We start from the raw sequence: 21,889 nt of genomic DNA, 5'->3' as shown, positions 1-21,889 counted from the left end.
GTGAACAAGCGAGATCAAGGAAGGGCCATCCTGCAAAGGATGGCCTAATTACTTGTATGGCAGTCCTGCTTCGCAGGAGCAGGGATGGACCTGTCCGGTAAGTAGGGCACGCAGGGGAATTCCGGAATCAGAGGGGATACAAGTGGATTGTAGTTGGTTGCAAACAGTGTTACGCTAACAACGGTAAACTCAACTCTATGTTTTGCAATGCACCTAGTAATCGTTACTATTTTGTATAAAGAAAGGTAGTACCATGATAAAAGTCGAACGCTTATCCTTCTCATTTCCGCAAAAAGAACTCTATAAAAACATTTCCTTTACGTTTGAAGAGGCACAACATTGTGCGTTTATAGGAACGAGCGGCAGCGGGAAAAGTACATTGATCGATATCCTGACGGATCCGGAACGATATATGTTCGAGGGCAAGTTAGAAATCGACCCGACTTGCAAAATCGGGCATGTAAGTCAATTCTCGCAACTGGACAAAACGAAAGAAACGACCGTTTTTGAATATATCGGGGAAGAGTTTATTAAGATACAAGATGAAATCACAGCCATTTGTACGGAAATGGAAACATCGTCGGATATGGATCCGTTATTGGAAAAGTATCAACTGGCATTAGATGCCTTAGAGGCAATCGGCGGGGATGATTTTGAAAGCAACCTGAATAAGAAACTGAATCTGGCCAACCTCATGAGGCTAAAAGATCATCGGGTATCCGACCTGAGCGGCGGGGAATTCAAACTGATTCAAGTCATGAAGGAAATGCTGCGTCGTCCGGACCTCTTGATCATGGACGAACCGGACGTATTTCTCGACTTTGAAAACCTCAATGCGCTTAAAAATCTTATTAACTCTCATAAAGGAACACTGCTCGTCGTTACGCACAACCGATATCTGTTGAATCATTGTTTCAACAAGATCTTACACCTTGAAAACACGGAGATCCAAGAGTTTGATGGGCGCTATATCGATTATAACTTCTCCTTGCTGCAGACGAAGGTCGAGTTACAAGAACTCGCAGTCGCCGAGAAAGAAGAAAGCGAGCGAAACGAGAAAATCATCAATAATCTAAGAGTTATTGCAACCTATAATTCGGAAGCCTCTAGAGGGAAAGCGTTGAAGGCTAGAGTTCGGTTTCAAGAGCGATTGGAAGCGCGCAGAATTAAAGCGCCATTCGTTGCCATTAAGCAACCGGCGATTCGTTTCGGCATAGATAATGAAATGGAAGACAGCACGGTTATACAGGTGAGTAATTATAGCGTTGCCTTTGATGAGTTGCTGCTGGACAACGTTAATTTCGAGATCAAATCCACGGATAAAGTAGCCATTATCGGCCCGAACGGTACCGGGAAAACAACTTTACTTCGAGATATCTTCAACCATAATCACGATGCCATTGCGATCAATGCCGATGCCAAAGTGGCGTACCTATCTCAGAATCAAGGCGAGATGCTGAAGGATTCCAATACCCTGCTGGAAGAATTCATCGATGCCGGGTTTAACGCGTATGACGAGGTTAGATCGTATCTTTCGAACTATGGCTTTGAAGGGGAGATCGTTAATCAGAAGATAGCCTCCCTATCCGGCGGAGAAAAAAATATGCTTCAGTTGGCTAAAGTTGCGGCCAGTAAAGCAAACGTATTGCTTCTTGATGAACCGACAAGCCATTTGGACACTTATACGCAAATCGCGCTAGAGAAAGCCATTGAAGACTATAAAGGCGCGATTCTCATGATTTCTCATGATTTTTATTCGGTTGTAAATGGGATGGATTATGTTTTAATCATTGAAAATAAGACGATCAGAAAAATGAGCATGCGAAAATTCAGACAGATGATTTATGCTAGCCATTTTGATAAAGACTATTTAGAAAAAGAGCAAAACAAAAAATCCGTTGAAATGAAAATAGAATTGGCTTTAAAAGAAACTAATTTTGAACTTGCAAAAGGATTGGTTGATGAGCTGGAAGAGCTGATTAAGTTGCTTTAAATGACAACCCTGATTATAGCATCAACGAATGGTATGAATAAGAAGAGCCTTCTTCGCTTAACGAAGAAGGCTCTTCTTATTCATACGCGCGCATTCCGGCGATCAAGGCATCGAAATAGGCGCCCATCGCGGAGTCGTCTTCGTCCAACCATTTCTCGTAGAAAACCTGGTGCTTCATCGTCTTGTAGAAGTCCATCAAAGCCTGCTTCATCGTCATGTTCTGCAGCATGAGCCACTTTGGGTCCAAAAGCTTCCGGAAGACGAGCTCCACTTGGGTCAAATAAAGGCGTGCATTGATCGGATAGAAAACGCCAAGCGCAATGCCGCTGTCGAAGTAGTCGGCGAGCTTGTTCTTGCATAGCTCCACGGACTGAGCAAGCTTGGCGTACAAGTCGGGATAGGCTCCGCTCAGATCCTGAAGCAGGATGTCGGTTAAATAGAATGACATCTTAATCGTGAGCTTGAACGCTCGGGCGAAAGAGTCGCCGTAGAACTTCAGCTCTTCGGCGGACGGCTGCTTCGGCGACAGCGTAGGCGGGGCCTCCGCCAACATTTGATGGGACACGTATAAGACGAACTTATCTATGAGACTTTCCGCGATCTCTGCTTTCGACGCGAAATATTTATACATCGTCGGTTTGCTGATATCCATATATTTGGCCGCATCGTCCATTTTCAACGAGCTTAAGCCGTTCTTTTGGACGTAGGGCATCAAGCGCATCACAAGCTTCTCCCGTTTCTCGAATAACGGGTCACAGTCGGTTTCCGACATATCGCAACACCTCCAGGAAGACCAACTCCTAGTATAGAACATCTCGCGGGGATTAGAAACACCATTTATAAATTTAACTTTTTTTATTAAATTAGTTTACTTTATATAAAAAAATGTGGTATTTTTAATGGCAAGAAAATGATTACGCTTGGGGGAGTTTAACATGTCCACTGAAGTTCATGCCAACGGGTCTACGCCCGTCCGTTCGATCCTTGCTCCGCTGATCGCGATTGTCGTCGGGATGTTCATGGTGATCTTGGATACGACGGCGGTCAATGTCGCGATTCCGGTGCTTGCCGATGATTTGCACAGCTCATTAAGCCTCATTCAATGGACGATCACGGGGTATTCGTTGGCTCAAGCCGTCGTGATTCCGATGGCGGGATGGTTCTCCGACCGCTTCGGGGCGAAGCAGACGTTCATCGTATCCATTATCTTGTTCACCGTCGGTTCGATTCTTTGCGCGTTCGCGGGCACGGCGGAGCAGTTAATCGCCTTCCGCATCGTGCAAGGCCTGGGCGGCGGGATGGTCATGCCGATCGCGTTCGCGATGACCTACCGGATCAGCCCTCCCGACTCGGTGGGCAAAATCATGGGCATGATGGGCGTGCCGGTCCTGCTTGCGCCGGCGCTTGGTCCGGTCGTGTCCGGGTATCTGGTCGACTACGTCAGTTGGCAATGGATCTTCCTTATCAATATTCCGGTCGGAATCGCCGGCGTGGTCATGAGCGTCCTGTCATTGCCGAATCTCCCGAAAAAAGCATCGGCGCCGCTCGATTACGCGGGCATCGCGCTTGCGCCATTCGCTTTCGGGGGATTGTCATACGGGTTAAGCGAAGCGGGAGAGGGGTGGTCTTCCGCGAAGACGATCGTCGGTCTAGTCGTAGGCGCCGTCGGCATGGTCTTGTTCGTGGTCATCGAGCTCCGCCGGAAGAGAGAGCCGTTGCTGGAGCTAAGGGTATTCCGATCCATGCAATTTACGCGCGGGATTCTTGTGCAGTGGGTGATGCAATTCACCATGTTCGGGCTGATCTTCGCCATCCCGTATTTCATGCAGCGGCTGATGGGAATGAGCGCGTTCGAGGCAGGATTATGGACATTGCCGCAGGCGTTAGCCTCCGCGACCATGATGCCGTTCAGCGGGCGATTGTTCGACCGAATCGGCGCGCGTCCGTTAGTCGTCGGCGGGTTGATCTTGATTACGGCGGGCGCTTACTTGTTCTCGCTCATCGATCCGAGCGACAGCCCGTGGTTGTTCTTGGCTCCCCGTGCGCTGATCGGGTTCGGAATGGGCATGTCCTTTATCGCCTTGAACACGCACTTGATCCAAACCGCTCCCAAGGAGCTGGTCGGCAAGGTGACCTCGTTGACAAGCGCTGCCCAGCAGGTCTTCGGATCGTTCGCCATAGCGGGATTGACGACGCTGCTCGTCAGCCGTACGAATCATTATGCGAACCAAGGCGAGAAGCCGATTCCGGACGCGATGTCGCACGCTTTTCATAACGCGTATCTCTTGATCGCCATGCTCGCGGCGGCAGGTTTGCTGCTCGCATTCACGCTCAGACGGCCGGCAAAGGAGCAAGCTGCCCATCCGACTGTCATCATGGACGCAGGCCATTAAGCGGCTGCTTCGATAGCGATAAATCAGGGTACGGGTATGATGGGAAAGCGCCACCTTTACGGAGGAGCTTGAGCTAGTCAACCGTTCGCGGTCGTCATAACATAAGAGCCGTCGAGGAGATGCCCTCCTTAACGGCTCTTATTCGTTATCTATCCCTAGTGTGAAATCGTTTGTTGCGAGACGACTGTGACGCGCTCACGTCAGGGGATGGTCTCTCGTAACTGCCCAAGTGGTCTACCGGATGGATCTGATAGGCCACACCCGCCTCGATCGTTTCCGAAGTGACGTAAAGATAGATGGCTCGCAAACCCGTTTCGATGTCGAAGGTCACCTTCATATCCGTTCCTGTGCGGGATTAATTTTGACGGGGAACGCGGCATCCGGCCGATTAAAACCCTAGTATCGTCGGGCGATATCCGCAAGCAGCTTGACGCCTTCGCGCAACTGTCCTTCGTTGGCGAACGAATAGCTTAAACGGATCCAGGAGCGCATCTCTCTAAGCGGATCGCAGAGTACGCCCGGAATCACGGAGACGGACTGCCGGAAGCTTTCGTTCAAAAACCGTTCCGCTGGAAACGCTTCGGGAAGCTCGATCCACAGATTCAAGCCTCCTTTTGGACTGACCCACTTCCATCCGGTAGCGGACAGTTCCGCTTCGGCGATTTCCTTTTTTACTTGAAGGGCGATGCGCAGCTTCTCCAAGTGCTGCTGCATCCGTTCCGACTCAAAATAATGAAGGAAAATTTTCTGGTTGACCAGCGGGGTTCCGTTATCGGCCAACCATTTCGCGTTAACGAGCGGTTTTAACACGGCCGGACGGCCGATAACGGCGCAGATACGCAGCCCGGGTGCTACGTATTTACTGAAGCTGCGGATATGGACAACCCACCCATCCGTATCGTAAGCAAACATGGGCTTAGGAGGCGGTTGGTCAAAGTACATTTCGTGAACCGCATCGTCTTCGACCAGTAAACAGCGATATCGTTCGGCGAGTTCGACAAGCCGCTTGCGTTGGGCGGCGGGAACGGTGTACCCCGTCGGATTGTGAAAGGTAGGATTCATATAAAAGATACGGGGCCGGTGCTGCGCCATGAGCGCTTCGACGCTCTCCAGATCGTAGCCTTCGGGAATAATATCGACCGGAATAAACCGCGCGCCCTGTTGACGAAAAATATCGATCGCGGCACTATAGGTCGGCCTTTCAATCATGACGAAATCCATCGGCCTGACGAATACGCGGGAGACTAAGTCGATCGCCTGCTGCCCTCCGGTCGTAATCAACAGGTCGCTTGCCATCAGCCGAAAACGGTGGCGTTGCATCATGTAGCGGCAAAGGAATTCACGAAGCTCCTCGTCCCCTTGCAAATCGGAGTAGGTCCCCATCGCTTTCGGATATAAGTCGAAAACTTTCTTCACGTAGTCGGACAGGAACAGATTCGGCAGCAAATTCGGATCGATCAACGCTTTGGAAAATTGATACGCGACGGGTATCCGCTTAATGTCGGATAGCGAGTATTCCGAGTAGCCGGAGGAGGCGAGGGGGCTGCTCTCCGCATGCTCGCTTTTAACTTGCTCCGGAAGATCCGGACTTACATAGTAGCCCGATTTTTCCTTCACATAGACCTTCCCGTTTTGTTTCAGCAACTGATAGGCTCGAAACGCCGTTAGCCGGTGTATCCCGAGTTCTTGGGCGAGCAGCCTAATCGAAGGAAGCTTGTCGTGAGCGTTCAACTCCCCGCGTTCGATTTTGGCGACAATATAATCGTAGGTCTGTCTGAAAAGCGCATCATTCGTCAATGACCGTCCCTCCCGTCCCCTATTATATAACCGTCCCCGATAATCTGTTCTGCTATCACCCATCTGTTCTGCTTAAGCCCTTGTATACTACCTGTTACAAGGGGGGAGTATCCATGATCATCATGAATTACTTGATTGTTTGTCTTATCTTCGGCACGACGTTTCTGGCGATAAAGCTAGGCGTCGATGCATCGGTGCCGCCTTTCTTCTCGGCGGGAATAAGGTCTTTCATTGCAGGACTGATCTTGCTCCTGTTGGTGGCATGGAAGGATAAAGCAAGCTTAAAGCTGTTATTGCGCAAAGAAATGCTGCTTATGGGGTCAGGTCTTACATTCGGTACGTACGCTACCGTATATTGGGCGGAGCAGTATGTTTCCTCCGGGTTTGCGGCTGCACTGTCGGCTACGGCTCCCATGATGATTCTGACGCTGCAAACGCTTGTCATCCGGCAAAAGCCGACGGCGCGCGCCGCATTCGGTTGCATCCTCGGATTCGCCGGAATCGTCTTGTTGCTGCTCCCGCGACTAACCGTGACCGCCAACACGGAGTGGATCATCGGGTGCGCGGCTATTTTGGTCGGCCGGGTCTTCTATGCCTGCGGCGTCATCTATTCCAAACGGGTCATTCAGCGATTTCCGGAGGCTTCGTCTACCGCGATCAATGCGACTCAGATGCTGTACGGAGGCTTGATGCTTCTTATTCTGTCTTCCTTCACGGAGCATGTATACATCGAGAGCTTGCTGACGACGGAAGCGATGGGGTCTCTTCTTTACTTGATCGTTATCGGCTCGATGGTAGGACAAAGCCTCGTCTATTGGCTCGTCTCCAAAACGAATCCCGTCTTTCCGACGACTTTTCTCTATGTTTCCCCGATGATTGCCCTCGCGATCGGAGTGTTGTTGTATGGCGAGACGCTCACGTGGGTATCGGTAATCGGCGTGATTGCGATTATTGCCGGAACCGTCTGGATCAATCTGGACAGTTTGAAGCAATTGATGCCGAAGAGAGCTTCGAGCGCGTATTAATCAAAAAAGGTCGCCCGATCAGGTAAGCATGTTCTTATGGAGTAAAACGTCCTGATCGGGTTTGTAGGCTAGGAGCTGGCGTATCGCGACAACGCGGATTTGCTTGATCATGGGTTGCAGGAGCGCCCAGCGACTAATGCCGAATGGGCGGAGGATTCACGAGTGTCGTATCAGAGATGTAAATGGTACCCTTGTCATCGACGGAAGCGTAGAAGATATCGTCTTGGCTAATCCCTTTCGCTTGCAGTTGGGAGTCCAGCCAGGCAGTATCTCTCTTGATATAAGAAAGCGTATTTTTGTATACGGTTCCTTCTACGATCAGGGGGTAGGACAAGTCGCTCTGCATTCTGACCAGACCTAACTCTTCCAGGGTCGGTGTCGATTTGGGGCCTTTCTTGTATACGGTCAATTTCCCGTTAGCCTCCAGTACGGCAAATTCGACGTCGGCCAGATGAAAAATGTCCTTCTCGCGCAGCATCTGAAGAATGTTATCGATTGAATACCGTGCTTTCTTGAGGTTATGGACCATGAGGTTTCCTTGATGTACGACGACGGTCGGCTCGAACGAAATGAGCTTCCCGAATCTTCTCGATTTGATCGATAACGAGGAAACGATCCGCTGCAAAAGACCGATCAATATGATTGCGATTGCGATATGAATGTGGTTAACGCTCGGCTCGGCAATATCGGCTCCGATGACGGATCCCAAAGAGAGAATGACTAGAAAATCGAATACGGGCAATTCGCCCAGAGAGCGTTTCCCCATGATTAACCCTATCATTAACATAAGCGGGTAGATCGTCGCGATCCTTCCCGCAATCAGCAATGAATCTTTCGCATAGTCCATCCACATGCACGCGTTACCGCCCTTCATCAATGAAGTTTAACCGGGGGGCCGGCGTTTGTATGTTCTAATATATCCAAATTGCTATCCACGTACTCGTTTACCAGGCCGGGGCGTAAATAGGACAGAGTTCGTTAATATTCTATTCATAAACGTATCGTACCTTATACAACATCAACATTATGCGTATAGAGGCGGGGAGATTGAATATGAAGCAGAATATCTTAGTTAGCGGGGCGAGTTTCGCCGGCATCTCGACAGCCTACTGGATGAATCGGTTGGGCTACGACGTGACCGTCGTTGAAATCGCCAAAGGTCTCAAAAAGGGCGGAACGCCCGTAAATATCCGCGACAATACCGTCGACATCGTGAAACGTATGGGGCTACTCGACCAAATCCAGTCGAATAAACTCGATATGGAAGCGATGGAATTCAGAAATTCCGAAGATGTCACCGAAAGAATGGTAATCCGCGATCGGCTTAAAGACGATGAATATGAAATCGAGCGAGATGTGTTGCTGAATATCATGTTCGAGGCGATCAAGGATGACGTCGCGTTTATTTTCGGAGATAGCATAACGTCGTTGAAGGAAGATAGTAACGGCGTCGACGTAGCTTTTAAAAGGGGCGAAAAGCGCAAATTTGACCTGGTATTTGGCTGCGATGGCATTCATTCGGCCGTCAGAAAACATAGCTTTGGCGAGGAAACGGAATTTTCGCATTTCCTTAAAATGTATTTTTCCATCACGATCGTGGAGAAGTCGTTAATCCGGGAGAATACGACGCAAGTGTACAATGAGCCGGGAAGGGCAGTCATGCTGAACGCCTACAACAATAAAACCGATATCGTCCTTTGTTTTTCTTCGGATGAGGAGATCCCTTACGATTACAGAAACGAAGAGCAGCAGCGAACTATCATCTTGAACCAGTTTTCCGGAATGGGCTGGCGAATGCCGGAATTGCTGGAAGAAGCGAAGAAAGCGACAACTTTTTACTTCGACAAGCTGTGCCAAATGAAAATGCCGTCGTGGACAAAAGGCAGGGTGGCGCTAGTCGGCGATGCAGGATATTGCGCTTCTCCGGCTGCCGGCATGGGTGGATCGCTCGCAATAGACGGGGCGGCCGCTTTGGCCGACGCATTTCAAAAAAGCGATGGCGATTTTGAACTTGCGTTCCAGGAATACAATAAGAGTTTCCGTCCGTTCATCGAGGAAGTGCAAGCGAACGCGGCAATGTTCGTGGATTTCCTTGTCCCACGAACGGAAGAAGCCATTCGCGAAAGAAATTCGCAAACAGGGAACGAACTTTAGGCATTTGAAAACCCCGCCTTATCGGTCAGCGACATGTGAGTTGTGAGACCACCGGACGAACGTACTTTTCCCGATACGGTTACATCGACAACATTCGTAACGCAACGACCGCTTCCCGGTAACTTACCGGGGAACGGTCGTTTCATTTTGGTTATAATGGAAGTAAGCAAGGTACGCAATTTACAGAAAGCAGGATAAATCCGAATGACATGCAATCAAAAACAGCGTTATCGCTTCAGCGATGCACCGATATGGGATCTTCAGAGGCAATATTACGAAGAAGAAGGATTGAGGGCTTGGAATAACGATCAAGTGCCGCAATACATAACGAGCAATCCGATGATCGGGACCGCATACGCGGAGATGATTTTCGGTTTTCTTCAAGATCGAGCGAATAAGGGATATGGCTCGGAGCCCGTGACGATCGTGGAGCTTGGAGCGGGAGCGGGGCGTTTTGCTTACCATGTGCTGCGCGAGATATGCCGGTTGAGGGATTACGCAGGGATCGCATTGCCTGCGTTCCGTTATGTGATGACGGACTTGGCGATGGACAATGTTCGGGCGTGGAGGGAGCACCCCGCTCTGCAAGCTTATATGGCCGAGGGGATCCTGGACTTCTCGCGGTTCGATGCTGTCCATGATACATCGCTGCATCTCGTACTGTCAGACGTAGCGATTGGTCAAGGGGACTTGCAGCAACCTTTAGTCATCGTGGCCAATTACTTTTTTGACAGCATTCCGCAAGAGCTGCTTTATATAGGCGATGGGCAGGTGTACGAAGCGGACGTGTACGTCGAATATCCCGAACATCATGATTCGCTGAAGCCCTCTCAATTGCTGGATCAAATTGCTTTAAGCTATGAGCATCGGCTGACGCCGGAGTACGAACAAGCAACCTATCCTTACCGGGATGTCATTGCCCTCTACAAGGAACAGCTCGAAGATTCGCACATCTTATTCCCCGTCGCCGGATTGACGTGCTTAGAGCGGCTCAACGCGCTGTCGCGGCATGGATTTCTACTAATCACGGCCGATAAAGGAGATCACTTACTCGATAGCTGGAAATTCGCGGAGCCGCCGGTGTTGACCCTGCACGGCAGCTTTTCTTTAACGGCCAACTACCATGCGATTCAATATGTCTTTGAACAACGAGGAGCCGCGGCGTTATTTCCGCCGCAGCATTATACGAATATTAATGTTGGCTGCGTGCTTCATTTGGAACAACCGATGGACTATCCCCAGACGAGATTAGCTTATCGTCGGTTTATCGAACGCTTTGGACCGGACGAATTTTTTAGCATGAAGGTATGGGTAGATCGCAATTTAGAAAGCATGGGTTTGGAGCAAATCTTAAGTTTTTGGCGTTTGGGCGGATACGATGCGGAATTTTTCATTCAGAGCGCGAGGCGGATCTCCAGTCTGATTTCGGAAGCGAACGATGAAGAAAGGCAGGATCTATTGACCGGCATACAGCAGATGTGGTCCTCGTACTACGTCATGGAGCAGCGGTATGACCTTGCGCTCGATGCGGGGTTGGTCCTGTTCGAGATGAGCATGTACGAGGAATCCAAACGGTTTTTGGAACTATCGGTCCGTGAAGAACAAGATGAAGTCGTATCGACCGTGTACTATTGTCTCGCGATTTGTTGCTTCGAGTTGGAGTTAGTCCAAGAGGCATCGCAGTACTTGCGTGAGTTATTGGTGCTCGATCCCGGTCATGAGGAGGCAAAGGCATTGTTAAGTATGATTCAAGCCTGAACGATGCCTCTGCGGGACAATGCGTTCACCATTAGCGTGGAGTTAAAGCAGCATGAACACGGCCAGCCCGCATTCCAATGAATGCGGGCTGGCTGCTTGTGTTACCGGGCTTCACGCGTACGGATCGATCGTCTGAATCGTGCCATCCTCGTTATACCGCAGCTCGGCGAATTTCACGCAGCGCTTGTTGTCGGCGCCGCCGGAGAGGGAGCTGTCGTGGTAAAACAGCAGCCACCGGCCCTCGTACTCCACGATGGAATGATGGGTCGTCCAGCCGACCACCGGGGTAAGAATCGTGCCCTGGAACGTGAACGGACCGTAAGGATTATCGCCGATCGCGTAGACCAGCTTGTGCGTCGTGCCGGTCGAGTAGGAGAGATAGTACTTGCCATTATAGGTATGCATCCACGGACCTTCGAAATACCGGCGATCCTCGTCGCCGGCCAAGATGGGCAGGCCATCCTGGCCGACGATGGAGACTTCGCGGGGTTCCTCTTGGAACGTCAGCATATCGCGGCCGAGCCGGGCGACGCGCGGACCGAGGGCGGGCGCATCGGAGGCGGGACCTTCGGCATTCGCGACGAACGCGCCCGTCTGCCATTTCTCGAGCTGCCCGCCCCAAAGGCCGCCGAAATACATGTACGCCTCGTCTCCTTCGACGAATACGGCCGGGTCGATGCTGAAGCTGCCTGGCATATAGCTCGGCTGCGGCTTGAACGGACCGGCGGGCGACGAACTTGTCGCGACGCCGATGCGGAAGACGGAATCGTGGTCGCGCGCAGGGAAGAACAAGTAGTAGATCTCGTCCTTATACGCCGCGTCCGGCGCCCACAGCTGCTGCTTGGCCCAAGGGATATCGCGCAGATGCAGCGCCTCCCCGTGATCGACGCAAGCCGCGTCCGATCCGTCCATCGAGAGGACATGATAATCTTCCATATCGTATTGATCGCCGTTGTCGTTGGACGTCTGCTCATGATCCAGATCATGCGACGGATAGATGTAGAGCTTGCCCTCGAAGACATGCGCCGACGGATCGGCGGTATAGATATGGGTTACGAGCGGCTCGCCCCATTTAAGCGTTTTCAATTTGATCATCCCAATCGCGCAGAGTCATGTTCACGCTTTATTCTAACAAACCCGCGATGCCTCGCGGCGTCTCTTGCGCTTGTTAAAAATACCAAAATCATTGGATTTTGTGGCATCTGACATTGCTTGACACTCCTGCGGGAATCCTTTACGTTGTTTCTAGCATTCATAAGCGAGGCAGGGTTGCCTGTGAGAAGACGGGGAATACGGTTCATCCAGCTGCGAGAACATAACAACTTGCGGAATCAAATTTTTATCAGCTTCACGCTGACGATCATTCTCGTGCTTACCTTCGCGGGAGCGTTCATCTACGGCGAAGTGTCCGTGCTCCTTAAGAAAAGCGCGGAGAAGCATATTCAACAGACCGCGATCCAGGCCAACGGGAGGCTGGACGCGCTCCTGAAGCAGGTCGATTCGCTGACGACCCAGGTTGCCGTGGATGCCTACGTGCAGAAGCTCCTGTCCCGGGAGGCGGAGGGAAGCCCGTCCAATTTCAACGAGCGCCAGTCGCTGCTGCAGATCGCCAACAATTACATGGCATACTCCTCCGGCATCAGCTCCCTCGAGCTGTACACGATCGCTAACAAACGCCTGTTTCCGCTGGACGACTCCAGCCTGAACCGCATCTCCGGGGACGCGCTCGCCGCGGCGGACGAGAAGAAAGGACGGCTTGCCTGGATCGGCATCGATCCGCGTTCGCCGGACACGGTGCTGGCGGTTCGCCGCATCAACCTGCTCGATCATGCCTATTCGCCCGGCGGCTACGTGGTCGTCCGCGTCAACCGGGATTATTTCAACATGTTCGCCTCCGATGCCGCGGGCGACCGCTCCGAAGCGCGCGAGTCCATGCTGCTGAGCGACAGCGAAGGCAATCCGATTCTCTCGGACATGAACGACGAGACGGCGCAGGCGGTCGCCGCGCAGACGGGCAGCACGGTCACGGTCGGCGGGGAGCGGATGCTCGCCGTCCGGCAGCATTCCGACGTCACGGACTGGAAGCTCGTCATGCTCCTGCCGGTCGAGGCGGCGACCGAGGGCATATCGGTGCTGCGCACGGCGATTTACGTGTCGATCGGCATCGCGGCCTTGGCCTTCCTGCTGTTGGCGTTGCTGCTGTCGACGATGATCACCCGGCCGATCCAGCAGCTGATGAGAAGCATGCGCAGCGCGCGGTTCGGCGGGCTCAAGCCGCTTCCGTCGACCCGCAACCCCTTGCGGACGATGGAAATCAACGAGCTGAACCACACGTACAACCGGATGGTCACCCATATGAACGAGCTGATCCAGGTCGTCTACGAGAAGGAGATCACGCAGAGCCGCACCGAGCTGAAGGCGCTGCAGGCGCAGATCAACCCGCATTTCCTGTTCAACACGCTGGAGGCTTTCTATTGGTCGCTGGAGGAGAAGGAAGAGGATGAGCTGGCCAGAACGATTCTTGCCATGTCGGGCTTGTTCCGCTACGTCATCGGCAGCGCCGAGGCCCACGAAGAATGGGTGACCGTCCGCGATGAGGTCGAGCATACCCGGCGCTACCTGCAAATCATGAAGATGCGTCTGATCGACCGGCTGCAGTGGGAGATCGATGCGGATGAAGGGCTGCTGCACGTGCCGATTCCGAAGCTGATCCTGCAGCCGCTCGTGGAGAACGCCATCTTGCATGGCGTGGAGAGCCGCATCGGGCCGGGTTCGGTCACGGTCCGCGTCCGGTCGTCGCAGCCTGGCCTGGCCCTCATCTCGGTCAGCGACGACGGGGCAGGCATGGACGCGGAGACGCTGGCCAGGCTCGTGCAAAGCTTGGACGCCGCCGCGCCCCAAGCGTCCAAGAAAGGGGCCGGCGTGGCCATGTTCAACGTGCAGCGCCGCCTTAAGCTCCATTATCCGACTGCCGCTGGCCGCGACGGCGGGCTGCATATCGAGAGCAAGCCCGGATCGGGCACGACGGTAAGCTTTGAAATTACGATGATTGCGAAAGGGGAGGCGCACCTATGAGAACATTGCTGATCGTGGATGACGAGCCGCGCACGCGCCTGGGCATCCAGAAGACGCTCACCGTCTGGTCGGCTGGCCGGCACAGGATCGAGACGGCGGCGAGCGGGGTCGAAGCGTTGGAATGGTTGAAAGCGAATACAGCCCATGTCATCATCACGGACGTGCGCATGCCGGAGATCGACGGCCTGCAGATGCTGGAGGCGCTGGCTCGGCGCGGAACGCTGCCCGTCGTCATCGTCATCTCCGGCCATGCCGAATTCGACTATGCGAGAAAGGCGCTGCAGCTGGGCGCGTTCGACTATATTCTGAAGCCGCTCGACAAGGACATCCTGATGGAAACCGTGCAGCGGGCGCTGCAGCTCGAAGAGGGCCGGGAGCGGATGTTGGCCATGGAGAAGCTGGTCGACGCGAAGCTGCTGGAGGTGGGGCGCAGCGAAGCGCGGCTCGGCGCGCCGATCAAGGAAGCCATCGGTTATATCGAGGCCCATCTGGAGGAGCCCGTCAGCATGAAGCAGGTGGCCGACCTCATCCATCTTAACGCGAGTTATTTCAGCGTGCTGTTCAAGGAACAGACCGGCGTTACGTTCAGCGACTATCTGACCCGCATCCGACTGCAGAAAGCCAAGGAGCTGCTCGTCTCGACGCGGCTGCCGATCTCGGATATCGCCGAGAAGGTCGGCTACGGCACCGCCAAGTATTTCATCAAGGTCTTCAAGGATAACGAGGGCAGCAGTCCGAGGCAGTACCGTATGCAGGCGCTCGAGGATGACCGGTCCATCCGATAAAAGTGGAATTTCTCCCAATCGCCGTTACTGTTGCGCTTACATTCCGGATTTTATAATAATGTATGCGGTTACAACATACCGAGCGTAAAAAAGGGGAGGAAAAAACATGAAACGCGCTTTAACGGCTACGACGGCTATTCTCTTATTGTCTTCTGTTCTTACCGCATGCGGAGGGAACTCGAACGGTTCGAACGAAGGCGGCACTGCGAACGCAGGCAATGCCGGCGCCAGCAATACCGAGTCGAATACGAACGCGGACGCCGGCAATACGGCGACGAATGCCAATACGGGCGACGCGGGGGGCAAGACCGGGGAGAAAATCACGATCAACCTCTGGAGCTTCACGGACGAGATTCCGAACATGACGAAGAAATACCTCGAGACCCATCCCGACGCGAACGTGGATTTCAAGACGACGGTCATCGCGACGACGGACGGCGCTTACCAGCCGGCGCTCGACCAGGCGCTGGCCGGCGGCGGCAAGGACGCTCCGGATCTGTACGCGGCCGAGTCCGCCTTCGTCCTCAAGTACACGCAGGGCGACGCGTCCGACTATGCGGCGAACTACGCCGATCTGGGCCTCGACGATCAGCAAGTGAAGGACGCCGACATCGCCCAGTATTCAGTCGATATCGGCAGCAAGGACGGCCAGCTGAAAGGCCTCGCGTACCAAGCGACCGGAGGCGCTTTCATCTACCGCCGCTCGATCGCCAAGGAAGTGTTCGGCACGGACGATCCGGCCGCGATCAAGACGAATGTCGGACCGGGTTGGGATAAATTCTTCGACGCGGCCGCGAAGCTGAAGGCGAAAGGCTACGGCATCGTATCCGGCGACGGCGACATCTGGCACCCGATCGAGAACAGCTCCGACAAGGGCTGGATCGTGGACGGCAAGCTGCATATCGATCCGAAGCGGGAGCAGTTCCTGGATTTCTCCAAGCAGTTGAAGGACAAGGGGTACTCCAATGGCACGACCGACTGGACCGAAGCGTGGTACGCCGATATGTCCGGCACCGGCAAACAGCCGATCTTCGGCTTCTTCGGACCCGCTTGGCTCATCAACTACGTGATGAGCGGCCAAGTCAAGGACACGACGGGCGACTGGGCCGTCACCGAACCGCCGACCGGATTCTTCTGGGGCGGCACGTGGTTGCTCGCGAACAAAGACGTCGTGAAAGACGATGCCAAGAAAGCGGCCGTGGCCGATTTCATTAAATGGGTCACGCTCGATACTTCCGATACGGGCCTGCAGAATTTCTGGGCAAACGGTACGATGAAGGCGGGCGAGCAAGGCACGAAGGACAGCGTCGCTTCTTCCGTGGTCATGTCCAAATCGGACGGCAAGGTCGACCTGCTCGGCGGACAGAACATGTTCGAAGTCTTCGTACCGGCCAACGCCAACGCGACGGGCAAGAACCTCACCCAATACGACGAGTCGATCAATCTGATCTGGCGCGACCAAGTCCGTCAGTTTGCCGAAGGCAAGAAGAGTCGGGAGCAGACGCTGAAGGATTTCAAGCAAAAGGTTCAGGACCAGCTCGGCATCGACAGCGAGTAATAGTGCCGAGGGGCGGGAGTTCCCGCCCCTCCTATTTTGATCATCGACGAGGTGAGCGCCATGCGCCGCAAGGGCATCAATTATTCGAAATTCGGCTATCTGTTCAGTCTTCCGTTCCTGCTTGCGTTCCTGGTGTTCTCGTTCTATCCCGTTCTGTACACCGCGGTCATCGGCTTTACCGACATGAAGGGCGTCATCCCTAAGTCGGTCCATATCCTGGACCATCCGTTCGACAATTTCAAATACCTGCTGTTCGACAACGTATCCTTCCGGACGTCGCTCTCCAATACCGCGCTGATCTGGATCCTGAACTTCATTCCCCAGATAGCGTTCGCGCTGCTGCTCACCGCTTGGTTCACCAACCAGCGCTTGAAAGTGCGGGGACAAGGCGCCTTCAAAGTGCTGCTCTATATGCCAAATATCATCACGGCGAGCACGATCGCCGTGCTGTTCAACTCCCTGTTCTCTTATCCGATGGGGCCGATAAACAGCTTGTTCGAGACGTTCGGATGGATTCATGAGCCCGTCAATTTCCTGCAGGACAAGACGACGGCCCAGGGGATCGTAGCCTTCATCCAGTGGTGGATGTGGTACGGCAATACGATGATTATCCTGATCGCGGGCGTCATGGGCATCAATCCGGCCTTATTCGAGGCGGCGTCCATCGACGGCGCAAGCGGATGGCAGATCTTCTTCCGCGTCACGCTTCCGAGCCTCCGGACGATCATGCTCTACACCTTGATTACCTCTACGATCGGCGGCTTGCAGCTGTTCGATATTCCGCAGCTGTTTCTGTACGGCGGACCGGACGATGCGACGCTTACGACGTCGGTGTTTATCTACGGCCAGGCGTTCAAGGGCAGCTATATGTTCAACCGGGCTGCGGCGGCCAGCATGATCATGTTCGTTATCGCGGCGGTTCTGGCGGGATTGCTGTTCTACCTGATGCGGGACCGGGACGCGGCAAGAGCCAAGAAGGCATTAAGAAATCGCGACAAAGCTGCCAAAGCAGCGGCAAGGGGGATGTAGATCATGGCCAAAAGCAAATCCGGCAACAGGGTCTCCCTGACGTTGAACAAAACAATCGTCTACGCGGTGTGCATCGTGCTGGCGCTGCTGAGCATATTGCCATTCTGGATCATGTTCGTCAATGCGACCCGCTCGACGGCGGAGATTCAAAGCGGTCTGTCCTTGATTCCGTCTCTGCACTTGAAGACCAATTTGGATGTGCTGCTCAGCAAGAGCTTCGATCCTCTCAAGGGTTTCTTCAACTCTCTGATCATTTCGGGCCTCTCCACGATCTGCGCGGTATACTTCTCGTCCTTGACCGCCTATGCGCTGGTCGCTTACAACTGGAAGATGCGCCAGGCCTTCTTCACCGTAATCATGCTGGTCATGATGATACCGGCCCAGGCCAGCGCCATCGGCTTCTACAAAATGATGTACCAGCTGCACTGGACGAACAATTTCCTCCCGCTCATCCTGCCGTCCATCGCGGCGCCGGCGATCGTGTTCTTCATGCGGCAATACTTGCTCGCGACGCTGTCGATGGAGATGGTGGAGGCATCGCGCATCGACGGCGCCGGCGAGTTTTACACGTTCAACCGCATCGTCATGCCGATCATGGTGCCGGCGATCGCGACGCAGGCGATATTCGCCTTCGTGGCGAGCTGGAACAACCTGTTCATGCCGCTGATCCTGCTGACGGAAAAGAGTAAATATACGCTGCCGATTATGGTCAGCCTGCTCAAGGGGGATATTTATAAGACCGAGTTCGGTTCCATCTATATGGGCCTCTCCCTGACGGTGCTGCCTTTGTTTGTGATATACTTCCTGCTGTCGAGATATATTATCGCCGGCGTGGCGCTTGGCGGCGTGAAGGAGTAAGCAGCTCCCTTCCGTCCCGACCCGCCTTGCCGTGCGAGCATGGGTGGGTGGAGCGATGAACGCGCGCAAGACATGCCGGACGCTGACGGCGCTTCTCGTCGGTTTGGCGCTGCTGCAAGCCGGATGCGCCAAGGATTCGGACGGGGAGCCGCAATGGGCGGGCGACGAGACGGCCGGCCAGCTGACGATTCATATGATGCATCTATGGCCGGAAGGAGGCGCGCCCGGCCAGTATCAGATCGTGAACAAGATCATCGCCGAGTATCAGGCGGAGAATCCGAACGTCACGATCAAGCAGGAAGTCTTGGACAACGAACGGTACAAAGCCAAGATCCGCGTGCTCTCCGCCGTCAACGATCTGCCGGACGTCGGTTTGACTTGGCCGGCCGGCTACTTGCAGGACTTCGTCCAAGGCGATCTGTTTACGCCCCTCGACGACCTCCTGCATGGCGACCTGGAGGATGCGTTTCTTCCGGGCGCGACGGAGGCTTACAACGTCGGCGGCAAGACCTACGCGCTCCCGTTGGAGTTCAATATCGCACCCGTGTATTACAACAAACGCATTTTTGCAAAATACGGCCTGCAGCCTCCCGCGACGTACGAGGAGTTCCTGCAGATCGTGAAGCAGCTCGCGGATCGCGGCGTCGTGCCGATCGCGCTGGGCGACAAGGATCGCTGGACGGGGTCGCTCTGGTATATGTACCTGGCGGACCGCATCACGGGTACGGAGAATTTGGCGAACGCGATCAAAGGCACCGTCTCGTTCACCGATCCGGGTCTGATCCAAGCGGCAAAGAAAATTCAGGATTTGGCGGGCATGAACGCGTTCAGCAAAGGCTTCAACGGGCTGTCCAACGATGAAGCGAAAGCGCAGTTCATGGACGGACAAGCGGCCATGTACCTGATGGGGACGTGGGAGCTCCCGAATTATACGACCAGCGCGGCCGTTCCGCAGTCCTTCCGCGACAGCATGGGATTCTTCAAGTTTCCGGCCGTCGCCGGGGGCAAGGGCAATGTCGACAGCTGGGTGGGCGGCCCCGGCGTCGGCTTGTTCGTGGCCGAGAATTCGCCGGTCAAGGAAGAGGCGAAGAAGTTCGTGCGGTATTTCGTGAAGCGGTGGGGCGAGGAATCCGTCAACGGCGCGGGCGTCATCCCCGCCACGAAGGTGGACACGTCGAAAATCCAGCTGCCGCAGCTCTACGTGGATCTGCTTAAGGAAGTGAACAAGGCAACGAATATGACCCTGTTTGCCGACGTTCTGATGCCGAACGACGCCGCCGAGGTCCATCTGAACCAGGTTCAAGCGTTGTTCGGCAACGAGATCGATCCGGTCGACTTCGCCAAGGCGCATGATGCGGCCATTAAGAAAGGGAATTAAGCATCGGAGTGTGGAGACGTTAGGCGTTCACTGCGCGGCATGTTCGTCAAAGCAGCAAGCCGGGTCGAAGCAAACGCCATAGGCATGTATGGAAACGCGGAGCATTCGATGTCGAATGCTCCGCGTTTTGCTTGCAGGGTCACTATTCCATAACATTAACTCAGTCCAACGCAGCGCGAGTAAATAAATCGTGAATCAGCACGTCATCCTCGCAGGCCGACTTGAACGCCTGAGCGAACCGTTCGACGGCGGCGCCATTGCTCGAGTAGGCACAGAACATATCGGCTTCCGGGTCGAAACGAATCGTGTCCGCGAGCGCCGGCATCCGCTCATTCAAGAACACCGCCGCGAGCGAGGCCCAATCGTATCCGTTGCCTGCGAATCCCTCGTCTGCCCGGGTGTCGAATAGCTCGGTCAAATAACGGCCGACCGTCAAAATAACGGATTTGCCGCCATTACTCTGCTCCACGAGGATAAACGGGGCTACATCCTTTACTTCTCCTGCAGCTGCCGGTGCCTGTGCGGCTTCCGCCTCCGCTGCTAGCTTTGCGATCACGCTGCTTCGCGCCTCGTCCGTGAAGCGAAGCACGCCGTTCTCCTGAACGATAAGGCCTTCTCCGATCCGCTTATCCAGCCAATCGCTGACGAAGCCGGGGGCGTACCCGTTTTGACCGAACTCACCGCCGAATGCGATCATCCGATCATAGGCATCCAGATACTGCTGGCGGCTGGTAGCCGGATAAGCGTTGGCGTACAGCCAGAACTGCACATCGTACATGAGATGAGAGCGTTCATCCGCATGAAAAGCGAAGTAGCCTTTCTCCTGAACGATTCGGGTACAGACGCTGCGTATCTTGGACGCCAGCCCGTCCACCTCGGAGGCCCGATCGCAGAGCTCCGTGAGCAGCGGGGAGAATTTCCCCTCAGCCACTTTGCGCAGATCGTTCGCTTTGTCCTCCTGAGAAGTGTCGTATTCTTCATCGCTCACTAACCCGCGGATGAACGTTTCGAAGTTCGGTGCCAGGAAGGTAATCTCGTAATCATCTTCCTGATCGACATGGATGACCTCAGGCACGCCGTCCTTCCCGCAGTGACGGTAATCCAGCATCACGACATCGTGTCCCGCCGAAGGGCAGTCGCAGATCACGACGCCAATATCCGGATAGCCCCAGTCTTCAATCATGAACGGGCTGCCGAGATTACCGCAGATCGCGTAGTTTTTGTCGCGTCCGATCCCCATGATGCCCGTTATCGCAATATGATCCTCGGCCCAAGAGGTGGCTACATCCGTCGGAAAGCAGGTATGACGGGGGATGCCCCCGTTCTGATGCTTCATCAGCGCGATATAGGCCGCCGGCAGCGTATAGCCGAGTTCCTCTTCTACGGAAGCAATCAGCTCGTCCGAAGGCGGATCCGAAATGTATTGTTCTCTGGCATAGTCACTGTCTTTCCAGAACCGGTCGAGATCCATGCCTGCAAAAGGGACCGTTCCCGGGTCTTTCTGTTGTCTGCCGAGATTTCGGCCGGCTTCCGCCTTGATTTGTTTTTCCCATCTGCTCCGGCTCCAGTCCAGCATTTTGGCTGCATGCTGATCTTCTGGATCCAGCTCCAGCGCGGTGCTCAGGACGCCTGCCGCTTCCTCATACCGTTTCAGATAAAAATAAGCATAACCTACGCGAAAATACCATAACGGATCATGCTTCCCCTGGTCGGCAATCAAAGCAAACTGCTCCAGCGCTTTTTCATGCATACTCAGATTATTATACGCCCGCCCCAAGCTGCCGATCATGTCGTAGTCCCTGTCCGCCGGAGGAATCTTCATCAGCGTGTCTACGATCCGCCGGTGTTCGCGATCCTCGTGCCATTGCATGATTTGTGCGCGCAGCGCTTGTTCCATCGTTGCCGTCCGCCTCCCGAGCGAAACTATGATTTTCTCTATTTTACCAGAGGGGAGGCGGTGAATGTGAGTGGGATATCGGCGCAACCCTTTCATTCGGGAACTCCTCGCCCGGATCCTCTTGGCTTCCGGCAAGTTCCGCTTGACAACCCGCAGCACTTTATATGAAGCTACTCATGGTGACCGGAT

General features: G+C 54.1%; 16 protein-coding genes. 11 read left to right on the top strand and 5 right to left on the bottom strand.

Translation table 11 applies throughout. The annotated features are described in order from the left end of the window. Positions 1-253: 253 nt before the first annotated feature. A complete protein-coding gene (locus AC50YL_RS30705) occupies positions 254-1,993 on the top strand; it encodes an ABC-F family ATP-binding cassette domain-containing protein (protein WP_494837068.1) in 1,740 nt (579 codons plus the stop codon). Between the two features lie 76 nt (positions 1,994-2,069). Here AC50YL_RS30705 and AC50YL_RS30700 read toward each other — a convergent pair whose 3' ends face one another. Then, positions 2,070-2,765, bottom strand: coding sequence for a TetR/AcrR family transcriptional regulator (locus AC50YL_RS30700; RefSeq protein WP_494837067.1), 696 nt, complete (start codon positions 2,763-2,765; stop codon positions 2,070-2,072). Between the two features lie 163 nt (positions 2,766-2,928). Here AC50YL_RS30700 and AC50YL_RS30695 point away from each other — a divergent pair, with 163 nt between their 5' ends. After that, a complete protein-coding gene (locus tag AC50YL_RS30695) occupies positions 2,929-4,386 on the top strand; it encodes a DHA2 family efflux MFS transporter permease subunit (protein ID WP_494837065.1) in 1,458 nt (485 codons plus the stop codon). A gap of 396 nt (positions 4,387-4,782) precedes the next feature. Here AC50YL_RS30695 and AC50YL_RS30690 read toward each other — a convergent pair whose 3' ends face one another. Continuing rightward, on the bottom strand, positions 4,783-6,183 hold the full coding sequence (locus tag AC50YL_RS30690) for an aminotransferase-like domain-containing protein (RefSeq protein WP_494837063.1): 1,401 nt from the start codon (positions 6,181-6,183) through the stop codon (positions 4,783-4,785). Positions 6,184-6,296: 113 nt separating this feature from the next. On the opposite strand from AC50YL_RS30690, the gene AC50YL_RS30685 reads away from it, so the two are divergent. Continuing rightward, positions 6,297-7,208, top strand: coding sequence for a DMT family transporter (locus AC50YL_RS30685; RefSeq protein ID WP_494837062.1), 912 nt, complete (start codon positions 6,297-6,299; stop codon positions 7,206-7,208). 133 nt (positions 7,209-7,341) lie between these two features. On the opposite strand, the gene AC50YL_RS30680 is transcribed toward AC50YL_RS30685, so the two are convergent. Further along, positions 7,342-8,061, bottom strand: coding sequence for a DUF421 domain-containing protein (locus AC50YL_RS30680; protein ID WP_494837060.1), 720 nt, complete (start codon positions 8,059-8,061; stop codon positions 7,342-7,344). Between the two features lie 200 nt (positions 8,062-8,261). On the opposite strand from AC50YL_RS30680, the gene AC50YL_RS30675 reads away from it, so the two are divergent. Further along, positions 8,262-9,362, top strand: a complete 1,101-nt coding sequence (locus tag AC50YL_RS30675) for an FAD-dependent monooxygenase (RefSeq protein ID WP_494837059.1) — start codon at positions 8,262-8,264, stop codon at positions 9,360-9,362. 204 nt (positions 9,363-9,566) lie between these two features. Continuing rightward, positions 9,567-11,120: an SAM-dependent methyltransferase gene (locus tag AC50YL_RS30670; protein ID WP_494837058.1), complete on the top strand. Its 1,554-nt coding sequence runs from the start codon at positions 9,567-9,569 to the stop codon at positions 11,118-11,120. Between the two features lie 111 nt (positions 11,121-11,231). Here AC50YL_RS30670 and AC50YL_RS30665 read toward each other — a convergent pair whose 3' ends face one another. After that, complete coding sequence (locus AC50YL_RS30665) at positions 11,232-12,206, bottom strand: glycoside hydrolase family 43 protein (RefSeq protein ID WP_494837056.1); 975 nt, start codon at positions 12,204-12,206, stop codon at positions 11,232-11,234. A 237-nt stretch (positions 12,207-12,443) separates the two neighbouring features. Here AC50YL_RS30665 and AC50YL_RS30660 point away from each other — a divergent pair, with 237 nt between their 5' ends. The 6 genes from AC50YL_RS30660 to AC50YL_RS30635 all read left to right on the top strand — a co-directional run bounded on the left by AC50YL_RS30660 (position 12,444) and on the right by AC50YL_RS30635 (position 19,803). Next, on the top strand, positions 12,444-14,195 hold the full coding sequence (locus tag AC50YL_RS30660; RefSeq protein WP_494837055.1) for a cache domain-containing sensor histidine kinase: 1,752 nt from the start codon (positions 12,444-12,446) through the stop codon (positions 14,193-14,195). Beyond that, positions 14,192-14,980, top strand: coding sequence for a response regulator transcription factor (locus tag AC50YL_RS30655; RefSeq protein WP_494837054.1), 789 nt, complete (start codon positions 14,192-14,194; stop codon positions 14,978-14,980). The genes AC50YL_RS30660 and AC50YL_RS30655 overlap by 4 nt, the downstream gene beginning before the upstream one ends. A gap of 106 nt (positions 14,981-15,086) precedes the next feature. Beyond that, positions 15,087-16,538: an ABC transporter substrate-binding protein gene (locus AC50YL_RS30650; protein WP_494837052.1), complete on the top strand. Its 1,452-nt coding sequence runs from the start codon at positions 15,087-15,089 to the stop codon at positions 16,536-16,538. A 60-nt stretch (positions 16,539-16,598) separates the two neighbouring features. Continuing rightward, positions 16,599-17,567 (top strand): carbohydrate ABC transporter permease, encoded by a 969-nt coding sequence (locus tag AC50YL_RS30645; protein ID WP_494837050.1) that lies wholly within the window; start codon positions 16,599-16,601, stop codon positions 17,565-17,567. A 3-nt stretch (positions 17,568-17,570) separates the two neighbouring features. Then, positions 17,571-18,425: a carbohydrate ABC transporter permease gene (locus tag AC50YL_RS30640; RefSeq protein WP_494837048.1), complete on the top strand. Its 855-nt coding sequence runs from the start codon at positions 17,571-17,573 to the stop codon at positions 18,423-18,425. A gap of 55 nt (positions 18,426-18,480) precedes the next feature. After that, positions 18,481-19,803 carry an extracellular solute-binding protein gene (locus AC50YL_RS30635; RefSeq protein ID WP_494837046.1) on the top strand — a complete coding sequence of 441 codons (1,323 nt, stop codon included), beginning with the start codon at positions 18,481-18,483 and terminating at the stop codon, positions 19,801-19,803. A gap of 160 nt (positions 19,804-19,963) precedes the next feature. On the opposite strand, the gene AC50YL_RS30630 is transcribed toward AC50YL_RS30635, so the two are convergent. Further along, positions 19,964-21,700, bottom strand: a complete 1,737-nt coding sequence (locus AC50YL_RS30630) for an Imm51 family immunity protein (protein ID WP_494837044.1) — start codon at positions 21,698-21,700, stop codon at positions 19,964-19,966. Between the last annotated feature and the right edge of the window lie 189 nt (positions 21,701-21,889).

This window comes from Paenibacillus sp. J22P277 (assembly GCF_059383675.1).
The sequence above is the reverse complement of the archived record's forward strand: the minus strand, read 5'-3'. Positions and strand labels throughout refer to the sequence as shown.